The organism is Vibrio sp. PID23_8 (assembly GCF_003584965.1).
Classification (GTDB): domain Bacteria; phylum Pseudomonadota; class Gammaproteobacteria; order Enterobacterales; family Vibrionaceae; genus Vibrio.
On sequence record NZ_LIXE01000003.1, the window covers coordinates 408,786 to 425,530 of the forward strand.

The following is a 16,745-nucleotide window of genomic DNA, read 5'->3' on the forward strand; positions in this document are numbered from 1 at the left end:
CTGTTAACCCTCCTGATGCTTATAAAATTCAAACAAACTAGAGAAATCAAGATCGGCATTCCCACTGGCATTGTGAAATGCGTAGAGGTTACGCGCTAACGAACCCATCGGAACTGAAGAGTGCGTTTGCAGTGCCGCATCTAAACCTAGCCCCAAGTCTTTCAGCATCAACTTACTCATAAAGCCTGGTTGGTATTGATTACTTGCTGGCGCATTGTCCATCACACCTGGACACGGATTGTACAGCTCTAGCGCCCAATTTCGACCCGAGCTCTGCAGCATGATATTAGAGAGCACTTTAGGATCCAGCCCATGATCAATACCAAGATTCAGCGCCTCACAGGTTCCTGACATTAAGATGCCAAGCATCAAGTTATTGCAGATTTTTGCCATCTGCCCATCACCGGCTTTACCAGCATGAAACACATTTTTGCCCATGTAGCGCAATATCGCATTGGCTTTGGAGAACGCCTCATCGGTACCACCAACAATAAAGGTTAACGTTGCGGCATTTGCACCAGCGACCCCGCCAGACACTGGTGAATCGACAAACAGCAAGTGCTTATTCGCGGCCTCATTTGCGACTAAACGTGCTGAATCTGGGTCGACCGTTGAACAGTCAATCAACAAGGTTTTTTCTGACACGAGGTTAAGTACTCCTACTCCGCCATGTAAGTCTCCTAAATATACCGATCTTACATGAATGCCGGTCGGCAACATGGTGATGACGGTGCTCGCGCCATCCACGACCTCTTCTAATGACTGAGCAACTATGGCACCAAAAGGTTCAAGCTGTTTGGCGGCGTTTACATCCAAGTCAAACACCTGCACATTAAATCCTGAAGCCAGTAAGTTTTGTGCCATTGGGCTTCCCATATTCCCTAGACCAATAAATGCGATGGTACTCATGCTGTTCTCCTTATTTTCCTAACTGTGCAAGCGGATGATCTTCGTCTGACCACAACGACGTAAACAAACCATCAATGACCCTTTCATCAACGTCAGTAATGCTGTTGAACATCCATTTCGGCGCACCATCTTTATCCATAAGCCTTGATCGTACTCCTTCTTCAAATTCACCAAGCAATGCGCTTCGTACTGATAAAGTGAGCTCCAAACGAAAACAATCAGCCAATAATAGTCTGTGGTAGTCTTTAACTTGCCTAAAACAGATATGAGCGGTAATAGGGCTTCCTGCAGCGAACGTCTGCTTTGCATTTTCAAGCCATTGATTGCTCGACTCTAGCGCTAATATCCGCTGTGAAATCAGCTCAAGATCGTTGCCTTTACACGCTTCTTTAATTTGAGAGAGATAAGGGCATATTTGGGTCGTCGGTTTACTGTCAATCACTTGCTCCTCCATCAATTGTAGCAAGGCACTGACAAGCTCCTTCGCTCCGGCGGTTCCCCACTTCACTTGCTGTAATTCTTCCAACAACGCGGGGTATTGCTCCTCCAAAAGTAGCCATTCCGCCAAGCCAATCGTGACAGCGTCACTTGAATTAACCATTGCTCCGGTGAGTCCGAGAAACAACCCAACTTCGGGATCTATTTGGCTCAAAAACCACGTCCCACCAACATCGGGATACAAGCCAATATTGATTTCAGGCATAGCAAGTCGAGACTTTGGCGTCACCACTCGATGGCTCGTGCCCATAAACAGCCCCATACCGCCGCCCATGACGATGCCTTCTCCCCAACCAATGATCGGCTTTGTATACGTGTGGATCAGGTAATCACATTCGTATTCAAGCGCGAAATAGTTGGTGCAAAATTCCGCCGTCGCTTCTTTACTCTCGTTGTGCATGACGTGATACATGGTTCGCACATCGCCGCCGGCACAAAAGGCTTTTCCACCCGCACCGTTAAGGATGACACACACCAAATGTGGATCGTCTTGCCATTTGATCAACTGCTGATTAAGTTGGAAAAGCATGTCGTAGGTCAGTGCATTAAGTGATGAAGCATTATCCAAGGTTGCGATACCGATACGATGAACACCATCCATGCATTGCATTTCCGTTAGGGTTACCTTCCCTGTCATGCCGCCTCCTATTGGTTTTTCCAGTTTGGTTTGCGTTTTTCCAAAAAGGCGCGAACCCCTTCAGTTTGATCCTCGGTGTCAAATAAATTGAGGAACAACTCTCGCTCTTTGATGAGGCCGTGTTTAAGCGGTGCAGAGCGCATGTTCTGAATCAAAATTTTACAAGCCGCGACAGATGAAGGTGATTGGCTTGCCACCGACTTTGCCAGTTCAATGGATTTATTGAGCGCTTGACCCGTTTCGACCACTTCTTCTACTAACCCAAGTTCGTACGCTTTCTCGGCCCCGACTTGTTCGCCACATAGAATGATACGTTTCGCCCAACCTTCACCCACTAATGCAGTTAGGTTTTGCGTGCCACCAGCACAAGGGAGCAGCCCAACTTTCGCTTCTGGTAACGCCAAAACAGCTTGCTTTTCAGCAACGCGAATGTCACACGCTAAGGCAACTTCTAACCCGCCGCCCATGGCATAGCCGTTGATGGCTGCAATGGAGACACCTCGAAATGCTGACAAGCACTCAAACGCCTCTCCAAATACTCTTGCCATGTCTAACGCGACCGCTTTGTCTCCATCGGCAAACAGCTTAAGATCCGCTCCTGCAGAGAAAAACTTATCACCTCTACCCGTGAGTACGAGTGCATAAACGTCTTTGTCTTCATTCAGTGCCAACACCAACTCTTTTAGAGCAATTAGGCTATCTGACGTCCAAGTATTTGCGGGGGGGTTATTCATCGTCACCACCGCCACATGATTACTGATGGTGTAGTTAATCGCTTGTTGTTCTGTTAATGACATATCGCTGAATCCTTTCTCAGTGAAAATGATCGGAGCAAAATCAAATAAGTGATGATTGGTTGACCAGAAACCGGCGAGCAATGATTAACCGCATGATCTCATTCGTACCTTCCAAGATTTGGTGCACACGAACGTCGCGAAAGTAACGCTCCATTGGATATTCTTTGATGTAACCGTATCCACCATAGAGTTGTAAGGCTTGGTCGCAGACTTGAAAACCGACATCCGTTGCAAAGCGTTTTGCCATCGCACAGTAAGTGGTGGCATCGGGATCGCCTCGATCGAGCTTACTGGCGGCATAGCGAACCAATTGCCTTGCCGCCACAAGCTCTGTCACCATGTCTGCCAGCTTGAACTGCAGGGCTTGGAACTGAGCCAAAGGCTTGCCGAACTGCTTACGTTCTTGCATGTACTGCGCCGCATGATTTAACGCTTGCTGCGCGGTGCCTATCGAGCAAGTCGCTATGTTGATGCGACCACCATCGAGCCCTTTCATAGCGAAGGCAAACCCCTGTCCTTCTTCACCTAATAAGTGACTCGACGGAATCGACACATTATCGAACATCACTGCGCGTGTCGGTTGGCTGTTCCAACCCATTTTCGGCTCTTTTCGCCCGTAACTGACACCATGCGCATCAGCGGGTACCACAAATGCAGACACACCTTTGGCTCCAGCATCACCTGTCCTCGCCATCACGACTAACACTTCGGTATCCCCTGCTCCGGAGATAAAGGTCTTGCCGCCATTCAGCACATAACAGTCACCTTGCTTCGTCGCTGAGGTCGTCAATGAAGCGGCATCGGATCCTGCATTTGGCTCGGTCAAACAATAAGACCCTAGGTATTCTCCGGTAATAAGCTTTGGACAGAACTTGTTCTTCACCTCTTCGGTTGCAAAGCTTGCTACCATCCAGGTGACCATATTGTGAATCGTCATAAATGCCGTGGTTGACGTGCACCCCATAGAGAGTTGTTCAAAGATAATGGAGGCGTCTAATCGGCTTAAACCCAAACCTCCCTGTTCTTCTGGCGTGTACAGACTGAGAAATCCCAACTCACCCGCTTCACGCAATATGTCTTTGGGGAAGATTTGCTTCTCATCCCACTCTGCTGCCATCGGTGCTAACCGTTCTGCTGCGAACTGTTCGGCCGTATCAGCAAACATCCGTTGCTCTTCATTGAGTTCAAAATCCATATGAGCACCTTACTCTTAGTTAGTGCAGATTGATGGTGAGATTGGGACCGGTGGGAATATCGTCATCAAACCAACGGGCAGTCACCGTTTTGGTCTCGGTGTAAAAGCGCACCGCCTGTTTACCATAAGCATGAAGATCGCCATAAAAACTGCCTCGCCAACCCGTAAATGAGAAGAAAGGCAGCGGAACAGGTATAGGCACATTCACGCCAACCTGACCAACTTGAATCTCATGTTGGTATTTTCTTGCAGCCCCACCATTCGCCGTGAAAATCGACGTACCGTTGCCGTAAGAGTTACGATTCACCAGCGCTATCGCCTCTTGCAAGGTATCCACTTCAATACACACCAGTACCGGACCAAATATTTCTTGGGTGTAAATCGACATCTCCGTTGTTACACCACTAAACAGGGTTGGCCCAACCCAATTACCGTCAGGGAAGCCTTCGACTTCACATTGGCTACCATCGAGTTCACATACCGCACCTTGTTGCTTTCCTTCTTCAATCAGTCTCAGCACACGTGCTTTCGCCTGCGCACTGATAAGCGGGCCATAAGCCGCACTTTCATCATCCCAAGCTCCTGGATGCACTTTGGCCATCTCTTGTTTGAGTTCGCTTATCCACCCTTTCGAACTGCCAACAAATACCGCTACTGATATCGCCATGCAACGTTGACCAGCAGCACCCACCGATGATCCAACAAGATTACTCACGACCTGCCCTTTGTTGGCATCTGGCATCACCACCATATGATTTTTCGCCCCTGCAAAAGCTTGGACGCGTTTGAAGTTTTGTGTTGCTTTGGTGTAAATGTATTTCGCGACAGGCACGGAACCAACAAACGACACCGCTTGAATGGTCTGGCTCGCCAATAAGAAATCGACTTGTTCTTTTCGGCCATGCACGATCTGCAACACACCTTTTGGCGCCCCCGCTTCTTCAAACAGCTCGGCCAATCGAATTGAGGTCAGAGGGACTTGCTCGGATGGCTTGAGAACAAATGTGTTCCCGCTGGCAATCGCAATTGGAAACATCCATAAAGGAATCATTGCCGGGAAATTAAATGGTGTGATCCCACAGCACACGCCCAGCGGTTGAATCAAAGAATAACTGTCGATATCCGTGGCCACATTTTCAACCGTTTCCCCCATCATATGACTAGCAATATTGGCGGCTTGCTCTACCACTTCAATTCCTCGCCATACATCCCCTTTTGCGTCAGCAAAGATTTTTCCCGTTTCGTGTGAAAGGAGTGTCGCCAATTCATCATGGTGCGTTTTTAACAAATGTTGATAGCGAAGCATGAGCCTCGCGCGTTCAGACACCGCGACATTCTTCCAGCTAGCAAATGCCTTGTTAGCGCTTTCAATTGCAGCTTGCATCTCTTCATCGGTTGAACATGGAAGGTAAGCAATCACCTCATTAGTGGCTGGGTTATTAACTTCTATCCAATCTGCGGTTTGAGATTCACGAAATTCACCATCTATGAATAAGGGAACCAAACGAGTCATAAGCTAATCCTTTGTTAACGTAATGATACTGACACCAATCTAAGTAACCCTGAGCCACTTCTGTTGACTAAAAGCCATGAGCTCCTATTTCCGTTGATCAGAGTCAAGCGGTATTTCGACAGCAATGGCGGTTGCTTCTCCACCACCAATACACAACGATGCTACACCTCGCATCACCGTCTTATTATTGGCATTCCCTTCAACACCCAAAGCTTGAAGCTGGCGCAGACTGTGAATGAGTGTGACTAAGATTCGAGCACCACTGGCACCAATGGGGTGACCAAGTGCACAGCTCCCCCCTTTGATGTTGACTTTGTTTTGATCGAGGCTTAACTGGCGAACAGCAATTTGGGTAACCACGGCAAAGGCTTCGTTGATTTCCCAAAGATCCACTTCATCCACCGACCAGTCGAGCTGTGAGAGTAATTGCTCAATTGCAAATACAGGTGCAAGGGTAAATTCTGAAGGCTTTCTTGCATGTGTCGAGTAACCCTTAATGACTGCTAATGGCGTTAAGCCTTTATGACGGGCGCTTTCTTCATCCATAAGTACGAGCGCAGCCGCACCATCTGAAATCGCGCTGGAATTCGCCGCCGTGATGGTCCCAAGAGAGTCGAAAGCCGGCTTAAGCTTAGGGATTTTTTCGAGTTTGATTGAGCGTGGATGCTCATCGTAATCCAGAGTCAAAGAGGCAATTGGTGTAGTTACGTCGATCGGAGAGATTTCATCATCAAACAAACGCTGCTCTTGTGCATCTAGCGCACGTTTGGCAGACATCATTGCCCATTCATCCATTTGCTCTCGCGTGAACTCAGAGTGATCGGCCGTCTGCTGAGCATACACGCCCATTAAATGCCCTTCATAAGCGTCTTGCAAACCATCAAGAAACATATGGTCATACGTCGATTTGTGCCCCATACGCATACCATTCCTTGCTTCTTTGAGTAAATATGGCGCATTGGTCATACTTTCCATACCACCAGCGATAGCAGTATTGATCGTACCCGCTTTAATCAGATCGCTTGCCAGCATGACGCTCTTCATGCCTGAACCACAAACTTTGTTGATCGTCGTACAGGCGGTGGTGTGTGGTAAGCCGGCTCCCAAAGCCGCTTGCCTAGCGGGAGCTTGGCCACAGCCCGCAGCTAAAACACAACCCATGTAGACTTCATCCACCGATTTAATACCACATGCTTTTAAAGTTGCCTTAATCGCCAATGCACCTAACTGCGGCGCAGAGTAGCTTCGTAATTGACCTTGAAATCGCCCAATTGGCGTTCTCTTGGCACTGACAATCCAGATGTCGTTTCTCATGATGCCGTCCTTATTGACGATAATTCACCGATCACGAACTCATCCCTCACACCTGCTACCACGGGCTTCCACATATTTTACATGGTAGCTCCAGCCTCTTATAAAGCGACGAACTTTCGCACTGTGATTTCTTGACGTTTACGTAAGCATAGCACTAACATTTACGTCAACGTTAACAAACAACTTTATAACAATTAAATTTTAAACTCAGGTAAAGGAAGCGCCTTTCGCTTAAACAAGCATGACGTAATTTGCAGCAACTGCATTTTTAATTAGGGGAAGTGTCCGGTGGAAAAATACAAGATTAGTGACCTAGCGAAGGAGTTCGACATCACGACTCGGAGTATCCGATTTTATGAGGATGTAGGGCTAATTGAACCAGAGCGCAAAGGCAACATTCGTGTCTATCAGCGCCGAGATAAAACGCGTCTCAAACTGATTTTACGTGGTAAGCGTTTAGGCTTTTCCCTTGCAGAAATTCGCGAATTATTTGAGCTTTACGACACACAACAGACAGACAGTCAACTGATTAAAATGCTCACCATCATCGATGAGAAACAAGCGCATCTACAGCAACAACTGGACGATATTGGTGTTGTCATGGCCGAACTCAACGCCGCTAAAGAACGATGTCAACAGGCACTAAACCGATAACAAGACAAAAAAACAGACCCTTAAATTTGCCCAAGCAAGCAGTGTAACTCTCACCTCTTTCGTACTTAAAACAGGGAAACGTTATGAAGACAAGCTACACCCCATTAAGTTTTGGGCTTGGTGAAACCATCGATATGCTCCGCGATCACGTGAATGCCTTTTCGTCCGAGCACATCGCCCCTATCGCTGCCAATATCGACCACTACAATCAATTTCCTAATCACCTTTGGCCTCTATTTGGAGAAATGGGCTTGCTTGGCGTAACGGTAAGTGAAGCGTTCGGCGGCGCAGGAATGGGCTATCTCGCTCATGTTGTGGCAATGGAAGAGATCAGCCGCGCGTCTGCCTCCGTTGGGTTGAGTTACGGCGCTCACTCCAACCTTTGTGTTAACCAAATCTACCGAAACGGAACTCAAACCCAACGCGAGAAGTACCTGCCAAAACTGATTGACGGTACTCATATTGGCGCACTAGCGATGAGTGAGCCGAACTCCGGCTCTGATGTGGTCAGCATGCAATTGCGAGCAGAAGACAAAGGCGATCACTTCCTGCTTAATGGTACTAAAATGTGGATCACTAACGGGCCTGATGCCGATACCTTCGTCGTTTACGCTAAAACGGACCCAAGTGCAAAGTCACGAGGTCTCTCTGCGTTTATTATTGAGCGTAATTTTGCAGGTTTTAGTCATGCACAAAAGCTCGAGAAGCTTGGCATGCGTGGTTCAAACACATGTGAATTAATATTCAAAAACTGCAGAGTACCGAAAGAAAACGTACTTGGAGACGTCAATCAAGGTATCAAAGTTCTCATGAGTGGTCTCGATTACGAACGAGTCGTCCTCGCGGCAGGCCCACTCGGCATTATGCAAGCCTGTATGGATGAGGTTATCCCCTACGTTCACGAACGAAAACAGTTTGGCAAATCCATTGGTGAGTTCCAATTGGTGCAAGGCAAACTCGCAGACATGTACTCACGCATGAATGCCGCGAAAGCGTATGTCTATACCGTTGCAGCTGCGTGCGACCGAGGCGAATGCACTCGAAAGGATGCCGCTGGAGTAATCCTATATAGCGCAGAATTGGCGACGCAAATGGCTTTAGACGCCATTCAATTGCTAGGTGGCAATGGTTACGTCAACGAATACGCGACAGGACGATTACTGCGAGACGCCAAGTTGTACGAAATTGGTGCCGGAACCTCGGAAATACGTCGAATGCTGATTGGTCGTGAACTGTTTGAAGAGTCTCGTTAATCCTCCAACAAGGAAATCTCCATGGCCATCATTAAAAGTAAAACCAAGCCAACGAGTGAGTTGTTTCAGTCTAACAAAATCGTCATGACTGAGTTGGTGAAAAACCTCAATGCAAACATCGAAATCATCAAACAAGGTGGCGGCAACAAAGCGATCGAACGTCAAAGATTAAAAGGAAAATTGCCCGTTCGTGAACGTTTGGCGTGCTTGCTCGACGATGACAGTGAATTTCTAGAAATTGGTCAATTCGCCGCATGGCAAGTGTACGATGAATCGATCCCTTGCGCCGGCGTGGTTGCTGGCATTGGCACCATCGAGGGCATTCAATGTATGGTGATTGCCAACGACCCTTCGGTCAAGGGCGGGACGTATTATCCACTCACGGTGAAAAAACATTTACGTGCTCAAGAAATTGCACAGCGTTGCCAGTTGCCTTGCGTGTACTTGGTCGACTCAGGCGGGGCAAATCTCCCACACCAAGCGGAGGTTTTTCCTGATAGAGACCATTTTGGACGCATCTTCTTCAATCAGGCCAGAATGTCCGCCAAAGGCATTCCGCAAGTTGCCGTCGTGATGGGGCTTTGCACCGCAGGCGGAGCCTATGTGCCAGCCATGGCCGACGTATCGATTATGGTGAAACAACAAGGCACCATCTTTTTAGCTGGCCCACCTCTGGTCAAAGCAGCGACTGGAGAGGTGGTAAGCGAAGAAGAGCTTGGCGGTGCTGATGTCCATTGCCGTAAATCGGGTGTGGCCGACTATTACGCCGATAATGACAAGCATGCTTTACAACTTGCTAGAGAAGCGATTTCAAACAGCAACCAACCGAGCCCTGTCGTCTGTAATAAAACCATTTTACCTCCTCGCTACGACGCCAAAGAGATGTACGGGATCGTCAATGCGAACCTTCGTCTCACTTTTGATGTTAGAGAGATCATTGCGCGCATCGTGGATGACTCCGACTTTGACGAGTTCAAAGCACTATATGGAAAAACGTTAGTGTGCGGATTTGCGAGGCTTCATGGCCACCTGATTGGGATTGTGGCCAATAATGGCATCTTATTCTCAGAATCATCACAAAAAGGAACGCACTTTATCGAACTGTGTGCCAAACGTAAAATTCCCCTCCTGTTTCTCCAAAACATTACCGGGTTCATGGTCGGTAAAAAACTCGAGGCGGAGGGTATTGCTAAACACGGTGCAAAGCTGGTAATGGCGGTGGCATGTGCCGATGTACCTAAATTTACTGTCATCATCGGTGGTTCCTATGGTGCAGGAAATTATGGCATGTGCGGACGAGCCTATGACCCCACCATGATGTGGATGTGGCCAAATGCACGTATCTCGGTGATGGGGGGAGAGCAAGCGGCAGGCGTACTCACCAAAGTTCGAAGAGAAGTAAAAAAGCGCCAAGGTGAAGTTTGGCCTGAACAAGAAGAAAGGACATTTCGAGAATCTATCTTAGACTTGTATGAGTCTCAGGGGCATCCCTACTATGCCAGTGCACGATTATGGGATGACGGCATTATTGACCCTAAAGAGACACGTCATGTACTGGCGCAAGCATTGAAAGCCACGCTCAATGCGCCAATTCCTGACAGTGAATTTGGTATATTCAGAATGTAAATGGGAAGGACACGCTATGCAGGAGCTACAACCTAGCATCACACCAAATGCAAACCGACAAAATGATGTACTTTGGCACGTTGATAAACATGGTGTTGCGACATTGACTCTCAACCGTACCGATAAACACAACGCCTTTGATGCCTGCATGATCGACTTGCTGATCCACCGTCTCGACTACCTTGCTCTGCGTACCGATGTTCGCTGCTTAGTCTTGCGTGGCAGTGGTAAACACTTCTCGTCCGGTGCTGATCTTAATTGGATGAAGTCTATGGCAACCAGTACACGAAAACAAAACCTCGATGATGCGACGAACCTTGCCAGGCTGATGCACACACTCGATTCGTTTCCCCAGCCAACGGTAGCCGTCGTTCAAGGCTCTGCATTCGGGGGGGCATTGGGGTTAATTTGCTGCTGTGATATCGCCATTGCCGCAGACGATACTCAGTTTTGTCTAAGTGAAGTGAAATTGGGTTTGGTCCCCGCAACGATAGCACCATACGTAATGCGTGCGATGGGGAATCGGCAAGCACGTCGCTACATTCTTAGCGCAGAGGTGATCAGTGCCCAAAACGCTGAAAAGTTCGGCATCATACATGAAGTACATAAATTGGATAAGATTGACGATACCATTGACACGCTTATAGACTCACTGCTTCTGAATAGCCCCGACGCCATGCGCAAAGCCAAAGCCCTCTGTCATCAATGCCACCAGAACCCAATCGACGCAGACCTTATCCACTACACCAGCCAATTGATCGCAGATGTTCGCGTTTCTCCCCAAGGGCAAGATGGCTTGCAAGCGTTTCTAGAAAAACAGACTCCAAGCTGGGTAACGAAGCCCTCTAAGGATGCACGATGATACTGCCCCGTAAAGTAAATATCGTAGAAGTTGGCGCCAGAGATGGATTGCAAAATGAAGAGCCAGTTTCAACCCATACCAAAATCCGATTAATCAACCTTCTATCTGATACGGGTTTGACGCACATTGAGGCGGGAGCGTTTGTTTCTCCAAAATGGGTACCTCAAATGGCGGACTCACTTGAAGTAATGAACGCGATTACTCGCCGTGGCAATGTCATATATTCGGCACTCACTCCCAACTTTAAAGGTCTTGAGCAAGCATTAAAAGCGGGTGCAAACCAAGTCGCGATTTTTACCTCTTGCTCGGAAGGGTTTTGCCAACATAATATCAATTGTTCCATTACAGAAAGCCTGAAGCGATTCGAACCTATCATGGAAATGGCGACCAAGCAAAATATCCCTGTGAGGGGATACCTCTCGTGTGTTATCGATTGCCCATATGATGGCCCTACCCGCCCAAATCAAGTCGCCAAAGTGGCAAAAGCATTAATCGACTTAGGCTGCTATCAGGTATCACTGGGGGATACCATCGGAACTGGCACCCCAAAAGGCGTTGCCCATATGTTAGAAACCGCGCAAGCCGTCATTCCAACTCACCAGTTGGCCGTTCATTTCCACGATACGTGGGGACAAGCATTGGCAAATATCTACCAAGCGTTAACCATGGGCATTGATACTATTGATAGCAGTGTTGCTGGGCTTGGTGGCTGCCCATACGCTCATGGTGCTTCTGGGAATGTAGCGACTGAAGATGTACTTTATCTCTGTCAAGGTTTAGGAATAGAAACGGGTGTCGATTTGGAGTTATTGGCGAAGGCCGGATGGATGATCAGTGAAGAGCTTAACCGCCAGCCAACGTCTAAAGTGTCGTTGGCTTTGCGGCGTCGCAGCGATTCCTACACCTCATAATTATCCTTAATACCGATATCAAAGTGTAATGGCATTCGCCACTTCAATATGGACAGGTACCCCATGATCACCCCAGCAATCAACAAGGAGAGCGCGGCAAAAGTGGATAACTCATACCAAATAGAAAATGTTGCGATGGCGAGTAAAACTGGGACGAGCTTTAATCCCGGAACTTTAAAGCAGAACGATTCTTTCAAGGCGATGCCAGAAAACGTCACGAAGATAAAACCTAATGCCAGCCAAACGAGGCTCCGTTCAAAATCACTCGCCAACAAAACAAGCCCAATCCACGAAGACCAACAGATCACGACTCGTACACGTTTACTGTAAATATGAACATTGGCAGCGGACAATGCACCGGCAACACAAATACCAGTGATGGTCCATTGGTAACCTTGTAAAAAAGCACCATAAACAACCATAGAAAGCGCCATCAAGGTCAACGCAAATAAACTAATACCTAGGCGATATAAACATACGCTGAGTTTATCCAGAGAATCGAGCGTTTCTTGATGTTCAATATTTGCCATGCTCTATTGCCTTACTAATCCGCATTGACCTTCTTCGGTTCGCTTTTCTTCGTAAAGTCACTTGCCAAGAACTGCAGAGTACTAATGCATTTCAAAAACCAAAGTGCTTAAATTAAGGATACCCACCTCTCCCACTAATGCCACTTCTATCGGCCAACGCTAAAACTGAATTTACCGCCTGTCCGATAAACAATCAGCGAAAATAAGATGAGTGCGCAACCGACTAGCTTCTTTGCCGTCAACACCTCACCGTACCAAGAAACACTGAGCATCACCGTCCAAACTGGTTCTAGGATCATAATGAATGCGGCGTTTCCTGCCTGCACAAATTTTTGTCCCATGGTCTGCATCACATCGCGCAAACTGGTGGCTAACAATGTACTAAGCGCAAACCAAACCCAAATCGAGGAATCAACCTCTGTTGGCCGAGACTCCAAACAGAACGAAACGAACAGTCCCAAACGGCGATGGGCAGCGACACCCAAAATATCCTTTGAGGACGCTGACGAAATTACGCCCATGCAACAATCGGAACAAACAACATCGACAAACTCATGATGAACGCCCCTTCACCGAGAGTATCACTGACCGAAATGGCATATATCCAGGTCATCACCGCACTACCAATCAGTAAGCCGACACCACTTGCTGACAGCACGTCTTTCACGTTCGCAGTAAGGAGCGGCCTGATACACAAAGGCAGTAAACAGATTGAAGCGATGGTAAATCGCAATCCAATAAATCCAAAAGGTGGAAGCCCCTGAATCGTTTCTTTGGAAAAATCCAGCCGAGTGCGGCGATCATCGTTGTTGCGACAAGCACAAGTGCCGCTTTGCGTTCAGAGTTGAGCATAATGACTTACGAAAAAAAGCCCTTTCCAAGCGGAAAGGGCTTTGACTTAGTTCCCAAAATTTTTGCCGTTTTACAGCAGTTCTACCGACTGTTGAGCGATAACCCACTCTTCATTGGTAGGAATAACCAGTGCTTTCGCACCAAGTAACTCAGATGTAGCAACAACACCTGCGTTGCCAAAGCGTGCTTCTTCGTTACCTTTCACATCTTCAACAAAACCCAACAATTTTAGGTTTTTCAGAATTTCGCGACGAATTGGCAGAGAGTTCTCGCCGATGCCGCCAGTGAAGATGATGCCATCGAATGAATCAAGGGCAGCAAGGTAAGAAGCAATGTATTTAGATACACGGTATGTAAACACTTGGAATGCTAGCGTCGCGCCTTCGTGCCCCTCTTCCATCGCTTCCAAAATACCGCGAGCATCACTTGTTAGGCCAGAAACACCTAAGAAGCCTGAAGCTTTGTTCAATGAACCAAATACTTTCTCTTGAGACCAACCTTTTTTCAGTAGGAACTCAATAATGCCTGGGTCCAGGTCACCACAACGTGTCCCCATCATTAGACCTGACAGTGGGGTAAAGCCCATAGACGTATCTACAGATTCACCTTTATTAATTGCACAAACAGAAGCACCGTTACCTAGGTGTACCGAGATGAAGCTTGATTCTTCAACGGGTTTGTTCAACATCTTCGCAGCTTCACGGCTTACGAAGTAGTGACTAGTACCGTGGAAACCGTATCGACGAATGCCGAAGTCTGTGTATAGCTCTTTCGCAATTGCACCTGTGAATGCGCGCTGAGGCATCGTTTGGTGGAAGGCAGTATCGAATACAGCAAACTGAGGAAGGGTTGGAAACGCTTCGATAGCAGCACGAATACCAATAGCACCTGCAGGGTTATGTAGTGGAGCAAGATCGGCAAGTTTTTCAATTTCTGCTGTAACTTCTTCAGTAATGCGAACTGTCTTTGTGAATTTCTCACCGCCGTGAACGATACGGTGACCCACCGCTACGATGTCTTTAGCTAGGCCAAATTCTTCGGTTAAATCAACCAGCTTACCAATAGCAATTTTATGATGGCTATCGTCGCCTTCGATTGCGATTTCTGTTTTTTCACCGTTGAATTTCCAACTCATACGAGCGTCTGACAGACCAAAGCATTCGCCTAAACCACTTAGCACAGCATCGCCAGAAGTTGAATCGATAACTGCAAATTTTAGTGATGAGCTACCAGAGTTGATCACCAGTACAAACGAATTAGACATGAAATAGTTTTCCTGTTGTGGAGCAGAGGTTGTGATTGCGCTGATGCGCTGTGTGCTTCTTGTTTGCGGCCCTATTATTCAATAATTTTTTAATCTTTCAACTATCTTTTAGCATAGACCTCTGACTTGAGTAAGTTTAGTTGATCTACAACAAGTTTGGATTTTATTTGAAGATGAAAAAAAAGAGTTGTTACAACAAAAGTGGTATTAATAAGTCTTTTCAAAACCAAAAGTATGCGCTAAGTTGTTTATGTCAACTGTATGAATTTTATATAAATAAAACTAATGGAATAGAGACGTGTCTGATTTTGCATTTATATTCGTGTCCATTGGGATGCTTTTACTATGTTGGGGCTGGATAAAAACTAAAAGTATATGCTCGAAAACTGATGTCTCTGGTTGGGGATGGCTGTTGCTGCTCATCACTGGTTTTATCGCCTCTTACGCACTTTACCTACATTCAATCACTAAAAAAGAGTTCGTCTCTTTGTTAGATATGGCCGTTTCTTTAAGTCTCTTCGGCGGCAGTATATTCGTAGTTCTGGTTCTCAAATGGAGCAACGACTCTATCAATGAGTTGCATAAGCTGGCTGACAAAGAAAAGCGTAACGCCACACATGATACCCTAACTGGGCTACCAAATCGGAAATATTGTTTTGATATCATTGACCAAAACATAAACGATACTAAGGCGTTTTCCGTCATTTTGTTTGATGTGGTCAACTTCAAGCAAGTTAACGATGCGATGGGACATAATTGCGGTGATCAACTTTTGGTTCAAATTGGCCAGCGATTGCAATCCGTTCTATCTAAAAAAGACAAAATATTCAGAGTGGGAGGTGACGAATTTGTGATTCTCACTGCCTTAAGTGTGCATCATGAGATTGCGAACTTAATTGAAAAACTCGACGCAACGCTGTCCAAGAAGTTTTCAATCGATGAGTTTGAATTCTCTTCAAGCGCCGTTTTTGGTGTCAGTACTTTTCCTAACGACTCAGAGAAAAGCGACTCTCTGATAAAACGAGCAGACATCGCAATGTATTGTGCAAAAAACGATGGGAAACTGTTCTCTTTTTATCACGAAGACATGAATGTCGGCGCCAAATACCAACTTGAAATATCATCTCGTATTCAATCCGCATTGGATAAAAAAGAGTTCAAATTGTACTACCAGCCTTTAATCGATGCGAACTCAAATCTCGTGGTGGGATTTGAAGCCGTGATTCGGTGGAAAGATACTAGTGGGAATATCATTTTTTCGCCGGACGATTTCATTCCTATTGCTGAGCGCAGTAACCAAGTCAACTACATTACCATGTGGGTCATCGGTCAGGTTGAGAAAGACCTAAATGAACTTTTCAAATATGACATTCAGTTACCTGTGCATATTAACTTATCGGCCAAAGACCTCTCCTCAAACTTGCTGTTCTCCCGTCTAGACAAACTGCTCTCCGACAACCCTGCATTTTCTTCCCTAATCAATTTAGAAATTACAGAAACAATGGCAATTGATCGCCTGTCGGAACTCACTCCGTTGATTGATAAGATCAAATCATTAGGCATCAAAATTAGTCTGGATGATTTTGGAACCGGCTATTCATCGCTCTCGTTACTGAGAGATCTTCCCGTTGATCAAATTAAGATCGATCGCTCGTTTCTAAACTCAGCTAGCCGGACAACTGGCTCACGTTCAATCGTAGAAAATACCATCGCATTAGCTCATGGCCTAGGGTATTCCGTGGTAGCAGAAGGTGTTCAGGATATGGATACATTGCACTTTCTTCGTAGCAAAGGCTGCGACATCATCCAAGGCTACCTATTCAGCCCTGCCCTACCCTTGAATGAAGTGATTACTTGGGTGAATGAACACGATAACAAACAACGTAATATTTTAAGCGCATAGAAAAAGCCGAGCATTTCGCTCGGCTTT

The 16,745-nt window shown here is 46.7% G+C and carries 14 protein-coding genes and 1 pseudogene; 6 read left to right on the plus strand and 9 right to left on the minus strand.

Annotated elements, in window-relative coordinates; translation table 11 throughout:
- Positions 1-3 precede the first annotated feature (3 nt).
- From mmsB to AK966_RS08505, 6 genes are all read right to left on the minus strand, one after another.
- On the minus strand, positions 4-909 hold the full coding sequence (gene mmsB / locus AK966_RS08480) for a 3-hydroxyisobutyrate dehydrogenase (RefSeq protein ID WP_099080779.1): 906 nt from the start codon (positions 907-909) through the stop codon (positions 4-6).
- 10 nt (positions 910-919) lie between these two features.
- Positions 920-2,044 (minus strand): enoyl-CoA hydratase/isomerase family protein, encoded by a 1,125-nt coding sequence (locus AK966_RS08485; protein WP_119463944.1) that lies wholly within the window; start codon positions 2,042-2,044, stop codon positions 920-922.
- An 8-nt stretch (positions 2,045-2,052) separates the two neighbouring features.
- Positions 2,053-2,841, minus strand: coding sequence for an enoyl-CoA hydratase (locus tag AK966_RS08490; protein WP_119463945.1), 789 nt, complete (start codon positions 2,839-2,841; stop codon positions 2,053-2,055).
- Between the two features lie 40 nt (positions 2,842-2,881).
- Complete coding sequence (locus tag AK966_RS08495; RefSeq protein ID WP_099080776.1) at positions 2,882-4,036, minus strand: acyl-CoA dehydrogenase family protein; 1,155 nt, start codon at positions 4,034-4,036, stop codon at positions 2,882-2,884.
- 19 nt (positions 4,037-4,055) lie between these two features.
- Positions 4,056-5,549, minus strand: a complete 1,494-nt coding sequence (locus tag AK966_RS08500; protein ID WP_119463946.1) for a CoA-acylating methylmalonate-semialdehyde dehydrogenase — start codon at positions 5,547-5,549, stop codon at positions 4,056-4,058.
- An 84-nt stretch (positions 5,550-5,633) separates the two neighbouring features.
- Positions 5,634-6,863 carry a thiolase family protein gene (locus tag AK966_RS08505; protein WP_119463947.1) on the minus strand — a complete coding sequence of 410 codons (1,230 nt, stop codon included), beginning with the start codon at positions 6,861-6,863 and terminating at the stop codon, positions 5,634-5,636.
- 288 nt (positions 6,864-7,151) lie between these two features.
- Here AK966_RS08505 and AK966_RS08510 point away from each other — a divergent pair, with 288 nt between their 5' ends.
- The 5 genes from AK966_RS08510 to AK966_RS08530 all read left to right on the plus strand — a co-directional run bounded on the left by AK966_RS08510 (position 7,152) and on the right by AK966_RS08530 (position 12,169).
- Positions 7,152-7,517: a MerR family DNA-binding transcriptional regulator gene (locus AK966_RS08510; protein ID WP_099080773.1), complete on the plus strand. Its 366-nt coding sequence runs from the start codon at positions 7,152-7,154 to the stop codon at positions 7,515-7,517.
- Between the two features lie 83 nt (positions 7,518-7,600).
- Positions 7,601-8,770 carry an isovaleryl-CoA dehydrogenase gene (locus tag AK966_RS08515; protein ID WP_119463948.1) on the plus strand — a complete coding sequence of 390 codons (1,170 nt, stop codon included), beginning with the start codon at positions 7,601-7,603 and terminating at the stop codon, positions 8,768-8,770.
- Between the two features lie 21 nt (positions 8,771-8,791).
- Positions 8,792-10,396 carry a carboxyl transferase domain-containing protein gene (locus tag AK966_RS08520; protein ID WP_119463949.1) on the plus strand — a complete coding sequence of 535 codons (1,605 nt, stop codon included), beginning with the start codon at positions 8,792-8,794 and terminating at the stop codon, positions 10,394-10,396.
- A gap of 16 nt (positions 10,397-10,412) precedes the next feature.
- Positions 10,413-11,258: an enoyl-CoA hydratase-related protein gene (locus AK966_RS08525; RefSeq protein ID WP_099080770.1), complete on the plus strand. Its 846-nt coding sequence runs from the start codon at positions 10,413-10,415 to the stop codon at positions 11,256-11,258.
- A complete protein-coding gene (locus AK966_RS08530; protein WP_099080769.1) occupies positions 11,255-12,169 on the plus strand; it encodes a hydroxymethylglutaryl-CoA lyase in 915 nt (304 codons plus the stop codon). Before AK966_RS08525 ends, AK966_RS08530 begins: the two co-directional genes overlap by 4 nt.
- On the opposite strand, the gene AK966_RS08535 is transcribed toward AK966_RS08530, so the two are convergent.
- The 3 genes and pseudogenes from AK966_RS08535 to AK966_RS08545 all read right to left on the minus strand — a co-directional run bounded on the left by AK966_RS08535 (position 12,157) and on the right by AK966_RS08545 (position 14,815).
- Positions 12,157-12,699 (minus strand): DUF2301 domain-containing membrane protein, encoded by a 543-nt coding sequence (locus AK966_RS08535; RefSeq protein WP_119463950.1) that lies wholly within the window; start codon positions 12,697-12,699, stop codon positions 12,157-12,159. The two genes, AK966_RS08530 and AK966_RS08535, sit on opposite strands and share 13 nt — an antisense overlap.
- Positions 12,700-12,845: 146 nt before the next feature.
- A pseudogene (locus AK966_RS08540) lies at positions 12,846-13,551 on the minus strand (DMT family transporter).
- Between the two features lie 70 nt (positions 13,552-13,621).
- Positions 13,622-14,815, minus strand: a complete 1,194-nt coding sequence (locus AK966_RS08545) for an acetate/propionate family kinase (RefSeq protein ID WP_099080767.1) — start codon at positions 14,813-14,815, stop codon at positions 13,622-13,624.
- A 334-nt stretch (positions 14,816-15,149) separates the two neighbouring features.
- Between AK966_RS08545 and AK966_RS08550 the strand changes: the two genes are divergently transcribed.
- Entirely contained in the window at positions 15,150-16,718 is a 1,569-nt protein-coding gene (locus tag AK966_RS08550; RefSeq protein ID WP_119463989.1) for a bifunctional diguanylate cyclase/phosphodiesterase, read from the plus strand.
- Positions 16,719-16,745 lie beyond the last annotated feature (27 nt).

What these genes read in the sequence shown, in the direction of transcription:
- mmsB (WP_099080779.1), bottom strand. Translation starts at nt 909, where the DNA reads ATGAGTACCATCGCATTTATTGGTCTAGGGAATATGGGAAGCCCAATG.
- AK966_RS08485 (WP_119463944.1), bottom strand. Translation starts at nt 2,044, where the DNA reads ATGACAGGGAAGGTAACCCTAACGGAAATGCAATGCATGGATGGTGTT.
- AK966_RS08490 (WP_119463945.1), bottom strand. Translation starts at nt 2,841, where the DNA reads ATGTCATTAACAGAACAACAAGCGATTAACTACACCATCAGTAATCAT.
- AK966_RS08495 (WP_099080776.1), bottom strand. Translation starts at nt 4,036, where the DNA reads ATGGATTTTGAACTCAATGAAGAGCAACGGATGTTTGCTGATACGGCC.
- AK966_RS08500 (WP_119463946.1), bottom strand. Translation starts at nt 5,549, where the DNA reads ATGACTCGTTTGGTTCCCTTATTCATAGATGGTGAATTTCGTGAATCT.
- AK966_RS08505 (WP_119463947.1), bottom strand. Translation starts at nt 6,863, where the DNA reads ATGAGAAACGACATCTGGATTGTCAGTGCCAAGAGAACGCCAATTGGG.
- AK966_RS08515 (WP_119463948.1), top strand. Translation starts at nt 7,601, where the DNA reads ATGAAGACAAGCTACACCCCATTAAGTTTTGGGCTTGGTGAAACCATC.
- AK966_RS08520 (WP_119463949.1), top strand. Translation starts at nt 8,792, where the DNA reads ATGGCCATCATTAAAAGTAAAACCAAGCCAACGAGTGAGTTGTTTCAG.
- AK966_RS08525 (WP_099080770.1), top strand. Translation starts at nt 10,413, where the DNA reads ATGCAGGAGCTACAACCTAGCATCACACCAAATGCAAACCGACAAAAT.
- AK966_RS08530 (WP_099080769.1), top strand. Translation starts at nt 11,255, where the DNA reads ATGATACTGCCCCGTAAAGTAAATATCGTAGAAGTTGGCGCCAGAGAT.
- AK966_RS08535 (WP_119463950.1), bottom strand. Translation starts at nt 12,699, where the DNA reads ATGGCAAATATTGAACATCAAGAAACGCTCGATTCTCTGGATAAACTC.
- AK966_RS08545 (WP_099080767.1), bottom strand. Translation starts at nt 14,815, where the DNA reads ATGTCTAATTCGTTTGTACTGGTGATCAACTCTGGTAGCTCATCACTA.
- AK966_RS08550 (WP_119463989.1), top strand. Translation starts at nt 15,150, where the DNA reads ATGCTTTTACTATGTTGGGGCTGGATAAAAACTAAAAGTATATGCTCG.